The following is a 19,525-nucleotide window of genomic DNA, read 5'->3' as shown; positions in this document are numbered from 1 at the left end:
TTCGCACAAGGTATCTCGTGGCGCGGCGGGTCAGGTGTCCAGTTGTTCAGGCGCCCCCGCCCGGTGAGCTCGGAAGTAGCGTGTGCTTCTCGCCCTGAACTGCGGCGGCGATCCACCAGGCGGCCTCGACGAGCACGATGCCGACGGCGCCGCAGATGAACGCCGCGGTGGTGAGCCCGATATTCGAGGGGTCGAGTTTGAAGAAATGCCTGGTGAACGGGATTGTGAACAACAGCACATAGGCGAGGATCGATGCGCCGATGAGCACCACTTTCCACCACACATACGGCCGGGCGACGATGGCAAGCACCCACACCGCGATCATGATCAAGGTGATGAGCGCCGTGGTACCTGCCTGCTCCTTCTGCTGCTCCAGGGAGTCGTACGACCCCGCATTGGCGATCAGGTAGGCGACGAAGGTGGCGATGCCGATCACCACGCCGGACGGAATCGCCAAACGCATGACCCGCGACACGAATCCGGACCGGGCGCGTTCATTGTTCGGAGCCAGCGAGAGGATGAAGGCGGGGATACCGATGGTGAACCAGGCCGCGATCGTGACATGCCTTGGCAGGAACGGATATCCGATCGCTTCGTAGTCGAAGATCTGCGAGCCGACACCGGCGACACCGATCAAGAAAGCGAGCACCACCGAGTACACGGTCTTGGTGAGGAACAGATTCGAGACCCGCTCGATATTGCCGATCACCCGGCGGCCCTCGCCGACCACATACGGCAGTGTCGCGAACTTGTTGTCCAACAACACGATCTGGGCGACCGCGCGGGTGGCCGGACTGCCCGACCCCATGGCCACGCCGATATCGGAATCCTTCAGCGCCAGCACATCGTTCACGCCGTCACCGGTCATGGCGACGGTGTGGCCCCGAGATTGCAAGGCGCCCACCATGGCTCGCTTCTGATCCGGGCGCACCCGGCCGAAGGTGGTCTCACGTTCGAGCACGTCGGCGAGCGCGGCACGATCCTCGGGCAATTCGCGGGCGTCGACCGCGTGATCGCCGCCGCGCAGATCCAGCGAGGAAGCGACCGCACCGACCGAGACGGCATTGTCGCCGGAGATCACCTTGATCGAAACCTGCTGGCCGGCAAAGTAATCGAGGGTTTCGCGGGCATCGGGGCGCACCTTCTGCTCGAGCACGACCAAGGCCGCGGGATCGACGGCGCCCGGTGCGTCGGCGGCGTCGACCGGACGGTCGCTGCGCGCGAGCAGCAGAATACGCAGGCCCGCGGAGCCGAGTTCCTCTGCGACACGGGCATCTTCGGAACTCGCGTCGAGCAGCACATCGGGCGCGCCGAGCAGCCAGTCGCCGTGCTCGCCGTAGGAGAACCCGCTCCATTTCTTCGCCGAGGAGAACGGCGCGACCGCGGTGTGCTGCCAATTCGGCTTATCGGTCAGCTCCTCGCCGATGGCCTGCACGCTCGCATTCGGGCGCGGATCGTCGGCGGCCATGGCGGCCAAGGCCTGTCGCACCTCGGCGTCGTCGAACGTGCCGAGCGTCTTGATATCCGACAGGCGCATCCCGTTCTCGGTGAGCGTGCCGGTCTTATCCGCGCACACCACATCGACGCGGGCCAGGCCCTCGATGGCGGGCAGCTCCTGCACCAGACATTTGCGCCTGCCGAGTCGCACCACACCGACCGCGAAGGCGACCGAGGTCATCAGCACCAGGCCCTCGGGCACCATCGGCACCAGCGCCGCGACCATGCCGGTGACCGCGGGCCGCCAGGACTCCTTACTGGAGAACAGCTGGTTGTAGATGCTCAGCAGACCCGCCGGGATCAACAGATAGGTGATGACCTTGAGGATGGTGTCGATACCGCTGCGCAATTCGGACTTGACCAGCGTGAACTTGCTCGCCTCTTCGGACAGCTCGGCGGCGTAGGCGTCCCGGCCGACCTTCGTCGCACGGTAGGCGCCGGAACCGGAGACGACATAGCTGCCCGACATCACCGACGCGCCGATCGGCTTGTCCACCGGATCGGCCTCACCGGTGAGCAGCGATTCGTCGACCTCGAGCAGTGCGGATTCCTCGACCGTGCCGTCGACCACGATCTGGTCGCCGGGGCCGAGCTCGATCAGATCGTCGAGGACGACCTCCTTCGGTGCCACCTCGAGCGATTGTCCGTCGCGGCGCACGGTCGGCTTGGCCTGGCTGACAATGGCCAACTGGTCCAGGGTGCGCTTGGCGCGGATCTCCTGGATGATGCCGACCGCGCTATTGGCGATGATCAGCAGGCCGAACATGCCGTCGATGATCGAGCCGGTCGCCAGCACCAGGATGAACAGCACACCGAGGATGGCATTGATCCGGGTGAAGACATTGGCGCGGACGATGTCGCGTACGGATCGGCTCGCCCGGTCCGGCACGTCATTGGTCAGCCCGTCGCGGCGACGTTGCTCGACCTCCGCCGCGGTCAGCCCGGTGACGGCCGTTTGGGGCACGGTAATCGACATGACCGCCAGGCTACCGAGAACTACCGTCGGTAGGGTGCAGCGAAGCAGGGCGGTCCCAGGTGTTGTGTTCGGTACAGGCGCATTTCTGATCTGGGGGCTGTTTCCGGCGTACTTCGGGTTGCTGGCCTTCGCCAATCCGGCCGAGGTGGTGGCGCAGCGGATTCTGTGGACGTTGGTGCTGGTGCTGGTCGTGCTGGCAATAACCGGGCAGCTCGGTGGGCTGCGCGGAATCGCCCCGCGGACCTGGCGGATGGCGGCGGTGGCCATCGCGGCACTATCGATCAACTGGGGGGTGTACGTCTACGGCGTCACTTCCGGGCATGTGGTGGAGTGCGCACTCGGGTACTTCATAAATCCGCTGGTGACGGTGGCGTTCGGCGTGCTGATCTTCCGTGAGCGGTTGGCAAGGGCACAGTGGGCAGCGCTCGGGCTGGGTGCACTGGCCGTCGCCGTGCTCACCGTCGACTACGGCAGACCGCCGCTCATCGCGCTGGCACTGGCCTGCTCATTCGCCACCTACGGGTTGGTGAAGAAGGTGATTCCGCTCGACGCGCTACACGGGATCGCGGCCGAGGGTCTGGTGGCCGCGCCGTTCGCGCTGGCCTTCGTGATCGTATTCGCGATGACCGGACGTAGTGAATTCGCCAGTGGCATCGCACATTCCGGATTGATGATCTCGACCGGTCCGGTCACCCTGCTGCCGCTGCTGCTGTTCGCCGTTGCCGCGCAACGGGTACCTCTGTCGACCATGGGACTGCTGCAGTACCTCACGCCCGCGCTGCAGATGGCCTGGGGTGTGGCCGTCGCGCATGAGCCGATGCCCGCGTCGCGGTGGGCCGGTTTCGCGCTCATCTGGGCGGCGCTGGCGATTTTCACCGCCGACGCACTGGTGCGCGGCCGCCGTCGGGCCAGGACCACCCGGCCCGAACCGGCCAGTTCAACAGACCGTCGCTGATCTGCCCTTCCCAGCTATGGCTTCGTAGTGAGAGCACAGTTTTCCACGCGATCGCTTGTCGAGTTCGACAGGACGGTACAGCCCATGTCCTCGGGTACATTGACCGCGAAAACCGCAGGCGGCGGAAGGTTTCTTGATGCTGGACGATGCGCAACTGGATCGAGCGGCGGGTGTGCTGCTCGGCACCGCGGCGGGCGATGCGCTCGGGGCGGGCTACGAATTCACGTGGCCGGGAACGCAAGTCGCGATCGAGATGATCGGCGGCGGGCCGTGCCGGTGGGCGCCGGGACAGTGGACCGATGACACATCGATGGCGATCACCATCGCACTGGCCGCCGATAAGGGCCCCGGCATCGATCTCGACGAGGTGGCAGCCGGATTCGTCCAGTGGTTCGATTCCGATCCACCGGATATCGGCATCCAGACCCGCGCCGTGCTCTCGGTGCGCCCGCGCTCGGCCCGGGAGATGCAGGTACAGGCAATGTCCTTGCACGGCAAGACCGGCGGCAACGGTTCCCTGATGCGCACCGCCCCTGTCGCCCTCGCCTATCTCGGCGATGCGGACGAATGCGTCCGCATGGCCGGTGCGATCGGCGCGCTCACCCATCACGACCAGCAGGCGATCGAGGCCTGCAAGATCTGGACCTACGGTATCCGGCACGCCGTGCTCACCGGAACCCTCGACGGTGTCCGCCAGTTCGTCGACGCCTCGCCGAGCGCCGCCTACTGGACCCACCTGCTCGACCAGGCCGAAGCCGGTGGCCCGCAAGACTTTTCGAATAACGGCTGGGTCGTGCACGCCCTCCAGACCGCCTGGTGGGCCATCACCACCGCCGACGCCTCGGATCCGGACCACCTCCCGCGCGCACTCGAACTCTGTGTCCGCGCGGGCGGCGACACCGACACCACCGCCGCCATCGCGGGCGGCCTCCTCGGCGCCCGCTGGGGCGCCACCGCCATCCCGCACCAATGGCGTCGACTCCTGCACGGCTACCCGGGCTTCACCGCCACCGACCTGACTGCCTTGGCCACCCGCATAGCGACCAACAGCAGCAACCGCTAGTACGACGTGTTGATGTGGCCCGGCGTCCAGAGACCGGAGTGGTCCTGCTGGGTGATTTCGGGTTTCGCGGGGTCGGCCTTGAGATCGATGCGGACCAGTTGCTGGAGTTCGCCCCAGTCTCGCCGCCAGTCCTGATCCAGGTAGGTGGCCAGGGTGCGGGGACGCAGGAGCATATTGGACCAGCCGAGCGGCCCGCCGCCGTCGTGGCTCTGCCAGAGGGTGGTGATCTCGGCACCCGGACGGTCCGGAAGGATACGGTAGGCCGGGATTTCGGCGATATTGTCGCGGTGGTCGTAGGGGCGCTGGTTGGGGAATTGCAGGCCCACCATCCAGTCGGTGAGAACCGGGACCTGTGAGCCGACAACATCGTTCAGCGTTCTGGTCTGCGGCACCCGGGGCGGGGTCACGGCCAGCCACTGCTTGGGATTGCGGTCGCGGTCCACGGCGACGATCCGGATGACATCCGCGCCGCTGGGGATTTCGCTGAACGGTACGCGCAGGTTGCGCCAGGACGGCGCCGGTCCGATATCGATCGGTGCGACCTTGCCCATGGGCTGTGCGGTGGTCTCGGAATCGGTTGCACCGTATTCGATTTCGAGGGTCTGCCCCTGCGTGACGATGCCGTCGGCGTCGACCGAGCGGATCCGGCCCGCCGCGGTCAGCGCGATAATGCCATCGCGGTCACCGGGTTCCGGAAGCCGGTACCAACCCGTGGTCAGATCGGCGGGGCCCGCGTCACCGGAGCCGTAGCTGCCCAGCACCGGCGTGGTCGCCGGGTTCAGCCCGAAAGGCAGTGCGGCGGTGGCGGTTCCGGCGGTGTTCTCCGAGGCGGACTTACTGCTCAATGCGTCGGCGATACTGCCGGTCGGACTCGAATCGTCGTCGGGGCGCAAATCGGCGGCCACACCCGAACCGGTGAATCCGGTGCCGGTGCCCGACAGCGTGCTCACCGCATCGCCGGTCAGGGGCCGCAGCATGCCCGCATTCGGATCGGTCTCCACCAGTACATGACCGGCCAGACCTGCCGTCTTCCCGGTGAGCGCTTCGATATTCGAACGCGCCAGCGAGAACGCAGGCCCCTGGGCCACGGCCGCCTTGGCGAAGGAGCCGACATCCCAGATCACGAGCAGCGCCAGCGCGATGGTCAGCGGCGGCAGCACCGACACCCGCCACGCTAGACGCGAAACCCGATGCGGGGTACCGGGTTCCGGTGACCGCACATGCCACCACGCGGCCACGGCAAGCAGTGCGGCGGCGGCGAGCAGGAACAATTTGTTGAGCTCGATACCGGCGATCACCGGCGGCTTGTCCCACCACGGAATGCCGTAAGACGAGACGTACCACCACTTGTTGGGCCCGGAGAACACCAGCGCGAGTAGGAACGCCACCACCGCGGCGAACAACGCACGATAGCGCGGCGCCCGCAAAACCCTTGGCGCGACGGCCATCGCGGTCACCATGGCGACGGCACCGGCCACACCCGCGTACACACCGAAGTGATGGGTCCACTTGGTCGGCGTGACCATGATCAGCAGCAGCGCACCGACGGTGACACCGAGAATGCGCCGGGTCGGCCCCGCGGCCAGCAGCGGAATCCGACCGCCCTTGCGCAGCAGGACGATGACACACACGATCAACCCCGCCAACATCGCGAGCACACCGATCCGGCGGCCGACGGAGCCGTCGGTCTCTCCTTGGAAGAGGTACTGATAGCGCAGATAGTCGTTGAACCATTCGACATCCGGACCGACGATGTGGTGGATCCGCTTCATCTCGAACATCGCCGCCAACGGCTGATCGGCGAACATGATCGCCAGCGCCACCATACCGGCGGCCAGCAGCGGGGCGAGCAGCCCGGCGTAGCCGACCACCCGCGAGCGCACTGATCCCCGAGCCCCGGTGCGGTCCATGATGATTCGCGCGACCGGCCGCAAGCCCGCCAGCAGCGCCGCGATACAGATCACACCCGACGGCCCGGCCGTACAGGCGAAGGCCGCGACCAGGATCGCGAATCCAGCGGGCAACAGCCGCCGCGTGGCAATGGCACGCTCGACCAGGCACCAGGTGAGCAGCAGTCCCAGCGCGACCGGCGGTTCCGGGCGCAGTCCGTTGTCGTAGGCCAGCCAGATGGTCAGAAAGCCGAGCGCACCGGTCCACATCGCGACGCGGTTGCCTCGCATCGCGACCCCGAGCCGGGTCGCCACCTCGCGGCTCAGCAGCAGCCACATCAGTACACCGCAGCACAGCGCGGGCAGCCGCACCCACGGACTGGCGGTGCTGATCTCCGTCATGATCCGGATCAGGTCGTAATACGGTGTGCCGACCGGATTTTCGGGCACCCCGAAGTAGGCGAAGTAGTTGGCCATGTAGCCCGCGACACCCGACGCACGGGCCATACCGAACTGATAGCCGTCATCGGAGGTGGTCGACCCGATGAAGTACCAGACCACCATGGTGCCCAGCACCACCGCATCGAGCAGCGTGAATGTCCACCAGCGCTGCGGCAGGAAGCGACGCACCCGCCGACCGTCCAGCCGATCGAGCCGATACAGCGCGACCAGCGCCACAATCGTGCACAGCACCGCGAGCCAGATCGCCGCGCGCTTCACCGGAGTGGGCGTCGAGGAGAACCTGGTGTCGAGTTCGGCAGTGACGCGGGCACCGTCGGCCGCGGCCAGATCACTGAAGATGCCCACCATCTGCGGCCGGTAGTCGCCATTGAGCACCACCGGGAATCCGGGCGCTTCGAATCCGACCAGGGTGGCGGTCGCACCGGTGTTGTCGGCGTGCACGGTGAGTTCACAGCCCGGAACCAGTTCGGCCACCGGCACGCTGAGCAATGCTTGATTGCGCAGCACCACATCCAGCCGCGCCGGAGTGTCGGCTCCGGCGTGCACGCGGGCGACGAATCCGTAGCGCTCGAGGTCCGGCGCGCCATCGGGTCCGGTAGCCGCGAGAGTTCCGCCCTTGGCGCTGAGCTGGTTGATCGCCGTGCACGGCAGGGTGGCGTCGAAAGTCAGTGGCGCATAGGAGATCAGCGGCGCCTCGATGCTGCGCGCCGAACCCGCGTGCGGCCAGGTCAGCGTCGCCGCGTCCACCCGCACCGGCAGCAGCGGCACCGCCACCGCGAACAATGCGCCCAGCAGGCCCGCGATCAGCGCGATCGGCCCGGCCCAACCCCTCCGCATCTTCGATTGTGCCGTCCCGAGTTCGGGTTCCTCGACGGACGGCTGCCCCGCCCACACCATCGTGTCAGCCACGGGGCCTGATCCTAACGGTAACTATTTCAAACGAAAGTTCTTGCCGGCGTGCGGCATTGATTCACAGCAAGCACACAGCTGTCGCGGCCGACACCGGGTCGGCCGCGACCGCTGGTCTATCAGCTGCAGGCCACCGACTGCTGGCCGAGGTTGGTCAGCATGGTGCAGGCCCAGGCCTTCTGGATCTTCCACTTGCCGTTCTCCGCGACGAACGGCACGTCGATAATGTTCTCCTGGCCGTTGAGCAGGACCTTGGCCTTGGCATTGACGCTATCGCCGAAGCTGGTCACATCGGTGACCGTGATAGTGACATTGGCGCCCTTGGCGGCCTCGGCGAGGCGGTTCGGCAGTTCCGGATCGGCCTCGGCGCCCTGCACGCCGTCGAGCTTCTCCGAACTGGGGATCGACGGATCCAGGGCACGCTGCAGCTGCGTGTTCAGTTCCGCGACGGAGGGGACCGGCGGCAGATTGGTGGCGCTCGCGCCGGCCGAGGCCTTGGCGCTGGTACTGGTCTTCGCGGCCGGCTTGCTGTCTTTGTCATCGCTGCAGGCGGTCATGCCGAGTGCGGCGACGACGGCCAGGGCGGCGATGGCGATGCGTCCAGTCTTACGAAGCTTCAACTGCTCGTCCTTTGCGTTCGAGTAGGTACATGTCGTTCCACCAACGGCAGCCGTCACCCGAATCGGCGACGCTGCACGAATGACCCAGGCTACCTGTCAGTGGAGACTGCCGAGCGGATCTGCCCGGGACAGACTGATGTCGTCGGCGGCAAAGGTACGCGCCGGACCGGGCCCTGTCGAGCTGGTCTCGAACCGAACAGTAACCACACCGAGCCCGGCGCCCTGCACCCATCCATGCCCGAATTCAGGGTGCGTGACATCCAGTCCTGGATACCACAGCGTCGTGTTCCGCACTGGCGAATCGTCCTGAGCTGCACCGACGCTCGGCTGCGTGGTCGCGGCGACCGGGGATGTCGCGGTTGCTCCCACCTCGACGCCTACCGCCCCGACCGAAGCACCCGGGCCGAGCTCGACGGCACCGTCCTCAGCTGCGGATAGCCCCACCTGTGCGTCCCAACCATCGGAGTGCGGCGTGTCGCCCTCCCAGACGCCGCCGTCCGCGACCGGCGCCTGATCCAACTCCGGAAACAGCGACTCCTGCCGGACCGTCGACAGCCCGCCGTAACCCACTCCGACCAGCCGGATCGGCCCGAGCTCGGCCGGATCAATGGCCGAGCGCTGCGCCGCCGTCGTCAGCGTGGCCAGCTCGGTCGTCGCGTACGGCAGGGTGAACGACCTGGTCACGATGCTCATATCGGATTTCTTCAGCTTCAGCACCACGGTGCGTGCGGCCCGCCCATCCTTCTCCAGACGACGGTGCGCGGCCGCCGCCATGGTCTCGATCGCCGGACGCAGCTGAGCCATCGTGACGATATCGGTCTCATAGGTGTTCTCGGCGCTGATCTGCTTGGCCTCGGCCCGCTCGGTGACCGGCCGGTCGTCGATGCCGCGGGCCAGCCGGTGCAGTGCCGCGCCGACGCTGCCGCCGAGAATGGACACCGCCTCCGATTCCGGCAGCGCCGCGAAGGCGCCGACGGTCTCGATACCGAGCGAACGCAAGCGGCCCTCGGCCACCGGACCGATCCCCCACAGCTTGCGCACCGGCAGCCCGGCCAGCAGTTGCCGCTGCTCATCCGGCGAAACCACTCGCACCCCATCGGGTTTGGCCATTCCGGAGGAGATCTTGGCCAGCTGCTTACCGGTACCCGCACCTACCGAGGCGACCAACCCGGTCCGCTCCCGAACCAGCGCACGCAACTCCTCGCAGAATTCGCGCACCTGCTCGACGGTCGCACCCACCAACTCGGCGGGCTCACCGAACGCCTCGTCGAACGACAGCGTCTCCAGGACCGGGATGCGGCTGCGCAGAGCGTCGAATACCCGCGCGCTGACCACGCTGTAGACCGCACCGCGCGGCGGCACCACCACCGCGGTTACCCCGACCAATCGCCGCGCCTGATGCATCGGCATGGCCGAGCGCGCACCGAAGACCCGCGCCTCGTAGCTCGCCCCCGCGACCACGCCGCGCCCACCGGTGCCGCCGACCAGCACCGGGCGCCCGCGCAGCGTCGGCCGCGTCAATTGTTCGACCGAAGCGAAGAAGGCATCCATATCGATATGCAGCACCCACCGCCGAGCCGTGCGCAGGGACGCGGCCCCCACCGCGCCTCCCCAGGCGGCCACAGCGGTGTTGTCGGTGCTCACGCACCGGAATCTACGCCGCCCCACCGACAGGTCAGCCCACCGCGCAACACCGGATAAACCTGTGCGGACCGGCAGGCAACCTGAGTGCCAGCCGCGTAGTTTCTGCGAGATTGCTATCGAACTTTGCGGTGCGACGATGCGACGAGCGCGGCGCTCTGCCCTGCCCAACCATCCGTGACCAGGTCCGATACCGATATGTTGCCGACTCGACATGCCCGGCCCAAGCATTGGGATCGCCGGTTCGGACCCGCTCCGGTATGTGATGATCGGACCATGAAGATCCGCAAGGCCGTGATACCGGCCGCCGGAATCGGCTCCCGGCTGCTCCCGCTGACCAAGGCCATCCCCAAGGAGATGCTGCCGGTCGGCGATAAGCCGGTCATCGAGCACACCGTCCGCGAGCTGGTCGCATCCGGAATCACCGATATCACCATCGTGGTCAGCAGCGGAAAATCCCTGATCCAGGATCATTTCCGCCCCAATCCGGCCCTGGTGGCCCAGCTACGCGCCGACGGCAAGGACGCCTACGCCGACGCGGTGGAGGAGGTCGGCGAGCTGTCCCGGCTCGGGCATATCACCTACCTCGATCAGCACGGGCCCTACGGCAACGGCACCCCGGTGCTCAATGCCGCCCGCAATCTCGGCGACGAGCCGATGCTGGTGCTGTGGCCCGACGACGTCTTCGTCGCCGGGGTGCCACGCGCCCAGCAGCTGATCGACGCCTATGAGGCGACCGGCGCGCCGGTGCTCGCGCTGATGCCGATGGATCCGTCCGAATCCCAGCGCTACGGCGTCCCGGTCGTCGCGGACGACCAGGGCAACGGCCTGCTGCGCATTACCGGGCTGCGGGAAAAGCCGAAGCCCGAGGACGCACCGTCGAACTATGCCGCGATCGGCGGCTATGTCGTAACCCCCGGCATCATCTGCGAACTGCGCAGACAGACCGAGCAGTGGTACGAACACCGCACCGGCGAGGTGTACCTCACCGATGCGATCAATGTGCACGCCGCCGACAACCCGGTCTTCGGCCAGGTCATCCAGGGCCGCTGGTACGACACCGGCAACCCGGCCGACTATCTGGTCGCGCAGTTCGCCTCGGCACTGGCGCATCCGCAGTACGGACCGCTGCTGCGCCAGCTCGTCGACTGAGCGCGGGTTCGACTAGGCAGGGCGACAATCCTCGACCGGCGCTGGTCGACGGATACGCACCGATCCGATCAGAAACGACGGATCGTAAAGATGTCGAACTCGCGGAGCGGGTGCAGGCCGACCGGAACACCCCAGTCGTGTGCATCCAGGATCTGCCCGAGGCCCGCGTAGATGCCGACATGTGACGCGTCGTCATTGAGGATGACGACATCGCCCGGTGACAGGGCCCGGAACGGCACCGCCGCGCCGACCTTGGCCTGCTCGTAGGTGGTGCGCGGCAGCTTCACCCCGACCTGTCGGAACGCCCACTGGACCAGCCCCGAGCAGTCCCAGGCGAACGGGCCGGTTGCGCCCCATTCGTAGGGTTTGCCGATCTGGGTGTAGGCCGCGGTGAGTGCGCCGAGTCCGGCGCTACTCGGCAGCGGCAGCGCCGCGGACCCGCTGGAACTGCCGGAACTGCCGGATGCGGAGCCGGAACTACCCGAACCGGACGCGCTGCCGGTATCACCGCGCACCGGTCCGGCCAGGACGAGCGTCACGACGATCGATACCAGAAACCCCATAGCTATCCGGCGAAATGCCCTCTTGTGCGCGCTGATCATATGCTCGTCCCTTCCGTCGACCCGGCAAACACGCGGTACCGGCCTCGTCATCGGGGGGATGGAACCGCACGTCACAGCACCTGCGCTGAGGCACATATCTGCATGTGGCGCAAGGTATTTCAGGTAGAGCAGTTCAAGCACGAACATTCACTGCCGTCACAGAAGTCGATCTGTGTACCAGCAGTAACATGCCGATTGTGCCGGGCATTGTTCGAGCACGACAAGGGAATCAGCTAATTCTTGGCATGTGATTTACATCACATCAAGGCAGGGCTATGGACGCAAGTTGGGGCGGGATCTCGAGATCCCGCCCCAACTGCCGTTCGAACGGCCGTGTTCCAGCCGCCCCGCCGCGTCAGACCTTCGCGATCGATACCCGCACGCCACCGACGATGTCGGCGGCATCCGCGCCTGGATCACCGAAAGTCAGCTCGGTGGCGAGGATTTCGCCCGCGATGAGGTCGCGATGGGTCTGCGCCCAGACCTGCTTATCGTCGGGCACCGCGAGCACCACGGTGATGCGATCGGATACGTCCAGCCCCAGTGACTTTCGTGTCTCCTGCAGATCGCGGATCACATCGCGGGCCCAGCCCTCGGCCTCGAGCTCCTCGGTTACCACCGAATCGAGCACGACCAACCCCGCATTGCCGGGCAGGGCCGCGGTCGACTCCGGTTCGGCCGCGACCAGGCGCTGGGTGTACTCCTCCGGCAGCAGTTCGATACCGGCCGCGGTGACCACACCGGCGGCGTTCTCGGACCATTCGCCCGCCTTCACCGCCTTGATCACCGTCTGCACATCCTTGCCGAGGCGCGGGCCTGCGGCGCGGGCGTTCACGACCAGCTCGAAACGGCCGTGCACGGCGACATCGGTGGTCAGGTCGACCTTCTTGACGTTGACCTCATCGGCGATGATGTCGGCGAACGGCCGCAGCCGCTCGGCATCGGGCGCGGCGATGGTGACCTCGGCCAGCGGCAGGCGCACCCGCAGGTTCTGCGCCTTGCGCAGGCTCAGCACCGTCGAGCAGACCACCCGGACCTCGTCCATGGCAGCGACCAGATCCGGATCCTCCGGCAGCTCACCCTCCTTGGGCCAGTCGGCCAGGTGCACCGACTGCTCGCCGGTGAGCCCGCGCCAGATCACCTCCGAGATCAGCGGCAGCAGCGGCGCGGCCAGCCGGGTGACGATCTCGAGCACCGTGTGCAGTGTGTCGACCGCATCCCGGTCCTCCTCCCAGAAGCGCGAACGCGACCGGCGCACATACCAATTGGTGAGCGCGTCGGCGAAGGAACGCAATTCCTCGCAGGCGCCCGCGATGTCGTAGACCTCGAGCGCCTCGGTCATCACATCCCGCGTCGCGGCCAGCTTGGCCAGGATGTAGCGGTCCAGCACATGCGGCGAATCCGTGCGCCACACACCGGTTTTCGAGGCGTAGAGCTGCAGGAAGGTCCACGCGTTCCACAGCGGGCGCAGCGCATGCCCGATCCCCTCGCGGATGCCGCGCTCGGTGACGATGAGATTGCCGCCGCGCAGGATCGGCGAACTCATCAGGAACCAGCGCATCGCATCGGAGCCGTCCCGGTCGAACACCTCGTTCACATCCGGGTAGTTGCCCTTGGACTTGCTCATCTTCAGTCCGTCGTCACCCAGCACGATGCCGTGCGCGGCAACGGTTTTGAAGGCCGGACTGTCGAACAGCGCGGTCGAGAGCACGTGCAGGTTGTAGAACCAGCCGCGGGTCTGCCCGTTGTACTCGACGATGAAATCGCCCGGGAAGTGGCTGTCGAACCACTCCTTGTTCTCGAACGGGTAGTGCACCTGGGCATACGGCATCGAACCCGATTCGAACCAGCAGTCCAGCACCTCCGGCACCCGGCGCATGGTCGACTTCCCGGTCGGATCGTCGGGATTCGGCCGGGTCAGCTCATCGATGTTCGGCCGGTGCAGATCGGTCGGGCGCACGCCGAAGTCGCGCTCCAACTCCTCCAGCGAGCCGTACACATCGGTGCGCGGGTAGGCCGGATCATCGGAGACCCACACCGGGATCGGGCTGCCCCAGTACCGATTACGACTGATATTCCAGTCCCGCGCACCCTCGAGCCACTTGCCGAACTGTCCGTCGCGGATGTGTTCGGGCACCCAGGTGATCTGCTGATTCAGCTCGACCATCCGGTCGCGGAACTTGGTCACCGCAACGAACCAGGACGGCACCGCCATGTAGATCAGCGGCTGGCCGGAGCGCCAGCTGTGCGGGTAGGAGTGCTCGATCGTCTCGTGCCGCAGCAGCTTTCCGGCCGCCTTGAGGTCCTTGATGATCACCGGATTGGCGTCGAAGACCATCAGGCCCTCGTACGGCGGCACCATCGAGGTGAACTTGCCACCCGGATCCAGCGGCTGCACGAGTTCGATGCCGTTGGCGCCGGCGACATCCATATCCTCCTCACCGAATGCCGGTGCGAGGTGCACGATTCCGGTGCCGGAGTCGGTGGTCACGTAGTCGGCGGTCAGCACGCGGTGCGCGTTGGGATGACCGACGAAGAAATCGAACGGCGGTGCGTAGGACAGATCCGCGAGGGCGGCGCCGTCGAACTCGCCGAGCACCTCGGGCTCATCGCCGAATTCGCGAGCGTAGTGCGAGACCCGCTCGGCGGCCAGCAGATAGCGCTTGCCGTCCGCGCCGCGCATATGCACGTAGCGAACATCCGGGTGCACCGCGATCGCGAGGTTCGACGGCAGCGTCCACGGCGTGGTGGTCCAGATGAGTGCGTTCGCGCCGTCGAGTTCGTGCAGCGGATGCTCACCTGGCACGCGCAGCACCATATCCACGGTGACGGCCGGATCCTGACGCATCTTGTAGGCGTCGTCGAGCCGGCTTTCCTGATTCGACAGCGGAGTCTGCTCGTACCAGCTGTAGGGCAGCACCCGGAAGCCCTGGTAGATCAGGCCCTTGTCGTACAGCGACTTGAACGCCCACATCACCGACTCCATGAAGTCGAGATCCAACGTCTTGTAGTCGTTGTCGAAGTCCACCCAACGGGCCTGACGCGTCACATAATTACGCCATTCCCCGGTGTAGCGCAGTACCGATGATTTACAGGCCGCGTTGAATTCCGCGAGCCCCATGGCATCGATCTGTGATTTGTCCGTGATACCGAGCTGCTTTTCCGCTTCGATTTCCGCGGGCAGTCCGTGACAGTCCCAGCCGAAACGTCGATCGACCTGCTTGCCGCGCATGGTATGGAAACGCGGGACCAGATCCTTGACGTACCCGGTGAGCAGATGTCCGTAATGTGGCAATCCGTTGGCAAACGGTGGTCCGTCGTAGAAGACGAACTCCGCCGCACCCGAACGGTTCTCGATGCTGGCACGGAAGGTGTTGTCGGTGGCCCAGGCGTCGAGTACCCGACGTTCCAGGTCGGGGAAGGATGACCCGCTGCCAGCGCCCAGATCGACGCGCGGGTATGCGCTGCTGGAAGGTTCGTCCGCCATCGCGGATCCGTCTCCTCGTGCCGCCGCGCCGTGGCGCGTATGTGTCAGCACGGGGACGATGACGACGCCGGTTGCGTCGAAACCGCGGTACCACCCCGCTTGTCCGGGCGGCGCGCCGATCCGCGCGACCAACCAGGACCTCTCGTTTCGAGCTGTGACGGGCTCACCCGTTCGGTTCTACTGAGTGCGGCCCGCGCACCGTTCTTCCGAAGACTCCCCGGTGATGGCCGGATCTACGCCGATTACATGTTTGATTCTAACCAGAACGGTCAAACCAGTTTGTCGGGCCCACGATTACCGTTTGGCATGCCGACCAGGTGGCGGCGCGGCATCGCCATCGGAGCTGCGCATAGAAAGCGCGCTCACCAGCAACAGCACAGCGCCCACGATACAGATGAGGATGCACCCCCAGGCCCACAGCACCGACCCGGTGGTCAGCGCGGCCACTAGCAGGGCGAACCCGATCGCCGCAAGGACGAGCGTCAAGACGAGCATTTTGACCCCCTAGGCATGCCAGGCGGCTCGGCGTACCTCTAGCTACTCGAACGGCAACTACAGCGGAGATATCTCTCTACTACGAGATTACTTGGCGCCCTTGGCGAACGAGGCGGGAGCGAGATTGTTCGCGGTATTGGCGTCGACGAAGGCCTCGCCGCCGTCCACCGGCACCGCCGAGCCACGGTTCTCCAGCTCCTCGAGCTGGGATTCCAGGTACGACTTCAGCCGCACGCGGTATTCCCGCTCGAAGGTCTTGAGCTGCTCGATCCGGCTCTCCAGCACGCTGCGCTGCTGGGTGATGGTGGCCATGATCTCGGTGTGCTTGCGCTCGGCATCGGCCTGCAGCGCGTCGGCCTTCTCCTTGGCCTGCCGTAGCTGGTTGTCCGAACGGGTCTGGGCATCCGACAGCATCGCGTCCGACTTCTGCCGCGCATCGGCGATCATCGCTTCCGAGCGGGTTCGCGCATCGCCGACCAGGCGTTCGGAATTGGCCCGCGCATTCGAAAGCAGGTTCTCCGCTTCGAGCTTCGCATCGCTGGTCAGCCGGTCCGCCATCTCCTGGGCGAGGCTGAGCACCTTGGCCGCCTGCAGGTTCGCATCGGCGCTCGGCGCATCCTTGGCTACCGGTGCCGCGACCGGCATCGGAGGCGGCGGCGGGGCCTGCTGCACCGGCGGCTTGATGGGCTCGGGTGGGGGCGGCGGGGCTTGCTGGACCGGTGCTTTCACTGCGGCAGCATTGGCCGGACCGCGATTTTTCTTGGCGTCGGACAGTTCCGCATCGAGTTCGGCAACCCGCTGGCGCAGGTCAGCGTTCTCCTCGATCAGACGCGAGAGCTCCTGCTCCACGAGATCCAGGAAGGCATCTACTTCATCCTCGTTGTAGCCCCGCTTCCCGATCGGCGGTTTGCTGAACGCGACGTTGTGCACATCGGCTGGGGTCAGCGGCATGGAAGGATCCCTTCACGCGTCTTTTGGAGATCTAGCAGATCTAGCAAGCTATCTTCTCGGTTCATTCTGTCACACCAGGGCTACCCGTCGGCGTGGCCGCCCACAAACGTCATCGAGATGAAGACGACGAAAAGCAGGACCATAATCGACAGATCGAGCCGAATTCCTCCCAATGACACCGGTGGTATCAACCGCCTCAGGAGTTTCACCGGAGGATCGGTGATCGTGAAGATCACCTCGAGGATGACGACGACGAAGCCGCTCGGGCGCCAGTCTCGGGCAAAGCTGCGGATGAACTCCACGATCACTCGGCTGATCAACAACAGCCAGAAGATGAACAGTACGAAGTACAGCACCGCAAACAAGGCCACGACCTCACTCTGCCCCAAAATCCGCGTCGCGCAAAATGACCACACCGCCCCATACGCAACGGGTCTAACAGAACCCCCGGATCACAGCGCTATTTCTGGTTGTAGAAGCCGGTTTCGGCGATCCTGCGACGTTCTTCGGCCGAGACGTCGACATCGGCCGGTGAGAGCAGGAACACTTTGGTCGCGACCTTGTCGAATGAGCCACGCAGCGCGAAAGCGAGGCCGGCGGCGAAGTCGACCAGCCGCTTTGCGTCGGCATTGCTCAGATCGACCAGGTCCATGATGACCGGGTTGCCCTCGCGGAAGCGCTCACCGATGATGCGGGCCTCGCTGTAGTCGCGCGGGCGCAGCGTCGTGATCTTGGACAAGGGACCTCCGTCCTCGAAGATCCCCGGCCGGCGTGCGGGCGCGGGCTCGGGGCGCACGCGCTCCTCCAGTCGCCGCTCCTCGGCCTCGGGATCGACGGCGAGCGCACCCCTGGTGGCTCCCCGCAGCATCGGCGCATTACCGCCCGCACGGAATCGGGACGCGCCCGGCGCGGCATCGATCCTGGTAGGACGCGGCCGCGCGTCATAGCGGTCGTCCACATAGGGCTCGTCGACATAATCGTCGCGCCGAGACACCGGGTATCCCGCCTTGTACGGCGACTTGTACGCCGGCTCAGGGTAATCCGGCTCATCGTCGTAGCGGTCTTCGGCATAGCGGTCCGCGCCGTAACCGGCGCGCTCGGAATAGTCACGGGGCCGGGGACGACGTGAGCCGCGCTCGTCCACACCCCGGGGGGCCGGTTCGGCGACATAGTCGTCTTCGTAATCCTCGAGCGGAACCATGCCGAAGTACGCCTTGAACTTGTGCAGCGTGCTCATTTCATAGACCTTCCTTCGGCCCCGGTGGCGGCCGGGTGTTGAAGTCTTGCTCAGTCCTCTCCAGTCCCAGCATATGTGTCGAATGTGACTGATGAGGTTTCTTTGCTACGCCGAGGTTATCGGTCGAGCGCCCATCAAGGCGGTACCGACACGCACACAGGTAGAACCGTGTTCGATCGCCGATTCCAGATCACTCGACATGCCCGCGGAGAGTTCGGTCGCTTCCGGATGGTCCGCGCGTACCAGCGAGTGCAAATGCGCAAGGCGTGCAAAAGCATCGTCGGGCACGGCGTCGAGCGGGGGAATCGCCATCAGGCCCGCGAGCTGCAGTCCCGGCGCGGTGGCCACCCGATCGGCCAGTGCCGCAAGATCTTCCGAAGCGACGCCACCGCGACCCGGATCCTCGTCCAGGCTCACCTGTATCAAGACGCTAACCGGTTCACCGCGCTCCCCCGCGTCCAAGGCTGCCTGCGCCGCGGTGTCAAGGGCCGTTGCCAGGCGTTCGCTGTCGACCGAGTGCACCACATGTGCCCAGCGCGCGACGATCCGAGCCTTGTTGCGCTGCAGCCGACCGATCATGTGCCAGCGCACATCCGCGAGGTCGGCCAGTTCGGCGACCTTCGCGGTCGCCTCCTGCTCCCTGGACTCGCCGAATTCCCTGCAGCCCAAGCGATGCAGGATGGCGATATCGGCGGCCGGGAAGAACTTCGTCACGGGCAGCAGGCGCACCGAGTCCGGATCACGCCCGGCCGCATGACAAGCCGCACCGATTCGCTTGTTCAGATCGGCGAGATTCGCCGCGAGTTCGGCGGTCCGGCCGTCCATGGCCTCGGCCGCAATCGATTCCGTACTCATGCGTCGGCCTGTATCCAGATGACACCGGCCATGCGCCCGGTCGGTGCGCCGCGGCGATGACTGAACAGCGTCTTGTCCTCGATCGTGCAGCGCGGATCGACGGCTACCCCGCCGATTCCGGCTTCGGTGAGCTGCCTCCTGATTCCGGCGTGCAGGTCGAGTCCGGGTGTGCCGCGCACGGTGGTTGTCGCACTGCCGGGCAGATGCGCCTCGACATCGGCTCGCATCGCGGCGGGCACCTCGTATTGACGACCCGATGCGGCCGGACCCAGGAAGGCTCCGATCCGTTCGATGCGGGCGCCGGCCGAAACCATCGCGTCCAAGACCCTCGGCACGATGCCGATGCGCGCACCGATTCGCCCGGCGTGCACGGCCGCGATCACCCCTGCTTCGTCATCGGATAGCAGGATCGGTACGCAGTCCGCGGTGAGCACCACCAGTGCCAGCCCCGGCACGGTTGTCACCAGTGCGTCGGTGGCGGGCACCGGCGCATCCGATGGCCCATCGATGATTTCGACATTGCGCCCGTGGATCTGTTCCATCCACACGAGCCGATCCGGTGTCAGGCCGATACCCTCGGCCAGCCGGTCCCGGTTCCGCTGAACGGTCGCCGGGTCGTCCCCCACGTGATCCCCGAGATTGAACGAATCGTATGGCGGCGCCGAGAAACCGCCCGCTCTAGTGGTCGTCACTCGTCGAACGGTCAATGTCGGCGCTGTCATACCTCCGAGCCT

General features: G+C 66.1%; 15 protein-coding genes. 3 read left to right on the top strand and 12 right to left on the bottom strand.

Features of this window, described 5'->3' with window-relative positions; genetic code table 11:
• Window positions 1-46: 46 nt before the first annotated feature.
• Window positions 47-2,473, bottom strand: a complete 2,427-nt coding sequence (locus tag ACZ60G_RS28545; protein ID WP_465813743.1) for an HAD-IC family P-type ATPase — start codon at window positions 2,471-2,473, stop codon at window positions 47-49.
• Here ACZ60G_RS28545 and rarD point away from each other — a divergent pair.
• Both rarD and ACZ60G_RS28535 read left to right on the top strand, forming a co-directional pair.
• On the top strand, window positions 2,472-3,428 hold the full coding sequence (gene rarD, locus ACZ60G_RS28540) for an EamA family transporter RarD (RefSeq protein WP_465813742.1): 957 nt from the start codon (window positions 2,472-2,474) through the stop codon (window positions 3,426-3,428). The genes ACZ60G_RS28545 and rarD overlap by 2 nt on opposite strands.
• Before the next feature lie 136 nt (window positions 3,429-3,564).
• Complete coding sequence (locus tag ACZ60G_RS28535) at window positions 3,565-4,491, top strand: ADP-ribosylglycohydrolase family protein (protein WP_465813741.1); 927 nt, start codon at window positions 3,565-3,567, stop codon at window positions 4,489-4,491.
• Here ACZ60G_RS28535 and ACZ60G_RS28530 read toward each other — a convergent pair.
• The 3 genes from ACZ60G_RS28530 to ACZ60G_RS28520 all read right to left on the bottom strand — a co-directional run bounded on the left by ACZ60G_RS28530 (window position 4,488) and on the right by ACZ60G_RS28520 (window position 9,922).
• The gene (locus ACZ60G_RS28530; protein WP_465813740.1) at window positions 4,488-7,751 is read right to left on the bottom strand and encodes an arabinosyltransferase domain-containing protein; all 3,264 of its coding nucleotides are present in this window, start codon (window positions 7,749-7,751) and stop codon (window positions 4,488-4,490) included. The genes ACZ60G_RS28535 and ACZ60G_RS28530 overlap by 4 nt on opposite strands.
• Before the next feature lie 119 nt (window positions 7,752-7,870).
• Window positions 7,871-8,371 (bottom strand): WKL family lipoprotein, encoded by a 501-nt coding sequence (locus tag ACZ60G_RS28525; RefSeq protein ID WP_063041935.1) that lies wholly within the window; start codon window positions 8,369-8,371, stop codon window positions 7,871-7,873.
• 96 nt (window positions 8,372-8,467) lie between these two features.
• Complete coding sequence (locus ACZ60G_RS28520; RefSeq protein WP_465813845.1) at window positions 8,468-9,922, bottom strand: DNA polymerase IV; 1,455 nt, start codon at window positions 9,920-9,922, stop codon at window positions 8,468-8,470.
• 366 nt (window positions 9,923-10,288) lie between these two features.
• Between ACZ60G_RS28520 and ACZ60G_RS28515 the strand changes: the two genes are divergently transcribed.
• Window positions 10,289-11,164, top strand: a complete 876-nt coding sequence (locus tag ACZ60G_RS28515) for a UTP--glucose-1-phosphate uridylyltransferase (protein ID WP_327096879.1) — start codon at window positions 10,289-10,291, stop codon at window positions 11,162-11,164.
• Between the two features lie 68 nt (window positions 11,165-11,232).
• Here the strand turns inward: ACZ60G_RS28515 and ACZ60G_RS28510 are convergent, their stop codons facing one another.
• From ACZ60G_RS28510 to pgeF, 8 genes are all read right to left on the bottom strand, one after another.
• A complete protein-coding gene (locus tag ACZ60G_RS28510; RefSeq protein WP_465813739.1) occupies window positions 11,233-11,727 on the bottom strand; it encodes an NlpC/P60 family protein in 495 nt (164 codons plus the stop codon).
• 394 nt (window positions 11,728-12,121) lie between these two features.
• On the bottom strand, window positions 12,122-15,253 hold the full coding sequence (ileS, locus tag ACZ60G_RS28505; protein WP_465813738.1) for an isoleucine--tRNA ligase: 3,132 nt from the start codon (window positions 15,251-15,253) through the stop codon (window positions 12,122-12,124).
• Window positions 15,254-15,547: 294 nt separating this feature from the next.
• On the bottom strand, window positions 15,548-15,748 hold the full coding sequence (locus tag ACZ60G_RS28500; protein WP_040688662.1) for a hypothetical protein: 201 nt from the start codon (window positions 15,746-15,748) through the stop codon (window positions 15,548-15,550).
• A gap of 87 nt (window positions 15,749-15,835) precedes the next feature.
• On the bottom strand, window positions 15,836-16,699 hold the full coding sequence (gene wag31, locus ACZ60G_RS28495) for a DivIVA-like cell division protein Wag31 (protein ID WP_063041947.1): 864 nt from the start codon (window positions 16,697-16,699) through the stop codon (window positions 15,836-15,838).
• A gap of 80 nt (window positions 16,700-16,779) precedes the next feature.
• On the bottom strand, window positions 16,780-17,070 hold the full coding sequence (locus tag ACZ60G_RS28490; RefSeq protein ID WP_040688811.1) for a YggT family protein: 291 nt from the start codon (window positions 17,068-17,070) through the stop codon (window positions 16,780-16,782).
• Window positions 17,071-17,159: 89 nt separating this feature from the next.
• On the bottom strand, window positions 17,160-17,936 hold the full coding sequence (locus ACZ60G_RS28485; RefSeq protein WP_387294952.1) for a cell division protein SepF: 777 nt from the start codon (window positions 17,934-17,936) through the stop codon (window positions 17,160-17,162).
• A gap of 105 nt (window positions 17,937-18,041) precedes the next feature.
• On the bottom strand, window positions 18,042-18,791 hold the full coding sequence (locus ACZ60G_RS28480) for a YggS family pyridoxal phosphate-dependent enzyme (RefSeq protein ID WP_465813737.1): 750 nt from the start codon (window positions 18,789-18,791) through the stop codon (window positions 18,042-18,044).
• Window positions 18,788-19,513, bottom strand: a complete 726-nt coding sequence (gene pgeF / locus ACZ60G_RS28475) for a peptidoglycan editing factor PgeF (protein ID WP_465813736.1) — start codon at window positions 19,511-19,513, stop codon at window positions 18,788-18,790. Before pgeF ends, ACZ60G_RS28480 begins: the two co-directional genes overlap by 4 nt.
• Between the last annotated feature and the right edge of the window lie 12 nt (window positions 19,514-19,525).

It is taken from the genome of Nocardia sp. NPDC102475, from assembly GCF_055584605.1.
This window is presented reverse-complemented; position numbering and strand designations above follow the sequence as displayed.

What these genes read in the sequence shown, in the direction of transcription:
- rarD (WP_465813742.1), top strand. Translation starts at nt 2,472, where the DNA reads ATGACCGCCAGGCTACCGAGAACTACCGTCGGTAGGGTGCAGCGAAGC.
- ACZ60G_RS28545 (WP_465813743.1), bottom strand. Translation starts at nt 2,473, where the DNA reads ATGTCGATTACCGTGCCCCAAACGGCCGTCACCGGGCTGACCGCGGCG.
- ACZ60G_RS28535 (WP_465813741.1), top strand. Translation starts at nt 3,565, where the DNA reads ATGCTGGACGATGCGCAACTGGATCGAGCGGCGGGTGTGCTGCTCGGC.
- ACZ60G_RS28520 (WP_465813845.1), bottom strand. Translation starts at nt 9,922, where the DNA reads ATGGATGCCTTCTTCGCTTCGGTCGAACAATTGACGCGGCCGACGCTG.
- ACZ60G_RS28515 (WP_327096879.1), top strand. Translation starts at nt 10,289, where the DNA reads ATGAAGATCCGCAAGGCCGTGATACCGGCCGCCGGAATCGGCTCCCGG.
- ACZ60G_RS28510 (WP_465813739.1), bottom strand. Translation starts at nt 11,727, where the DNA reads ATGGGGTTTCTGGTATCGATCGTCGTGACGCTCGTCCTGGCCGGACCG.
- ileS (WP_465813738.1), bottom strand. Translation starts at nt 15,253, where the DNA reads ATGGCGGACGAACCTTCCAGCAGCGCATACCCGCGCGTCGATCTGGGC.
- ACZ60G_RS28500 (WP_040688662.1), bottom strand. Translation starts at nt 15,748, where the DNA reads ATGCTCGTCTTGACGCTCGTCCTTGCGGCGATCGGGTTCGCCCTGCTA.
- wag31 (WP_063041947.1), bottom strand. Translation starts at nt 16,699, where the DNA reads ATGCCGCTGACCCCAGCCGATGTGCACAACGTCGCGTTCAGCAAACCG.
- ACZ60G_RS28485 (WP_387294952.1), bottom strand. Translation starts at nt 17,936, where the DNA reads ATGAGCACGCTGCACAAGTTCAAGGCGTACTTCGGCATGGTTCCGCTC.
- ACZ60G_RS28480 (WP_465813737.1), bottom strand. Translation starts at nt 18,791, where the DNA reads ATGAGTACGGAATCGATTGCGGCCGAGGCCATGGACGGCCGGACCGCC.
- pgeF (WP_465813736.1), bottom strand. Translation starts at nt 19,513, where the DNA reads ATGACAGCGCCGACATTGACCGTTCGACGAGTGACGACCACTAGAGCG.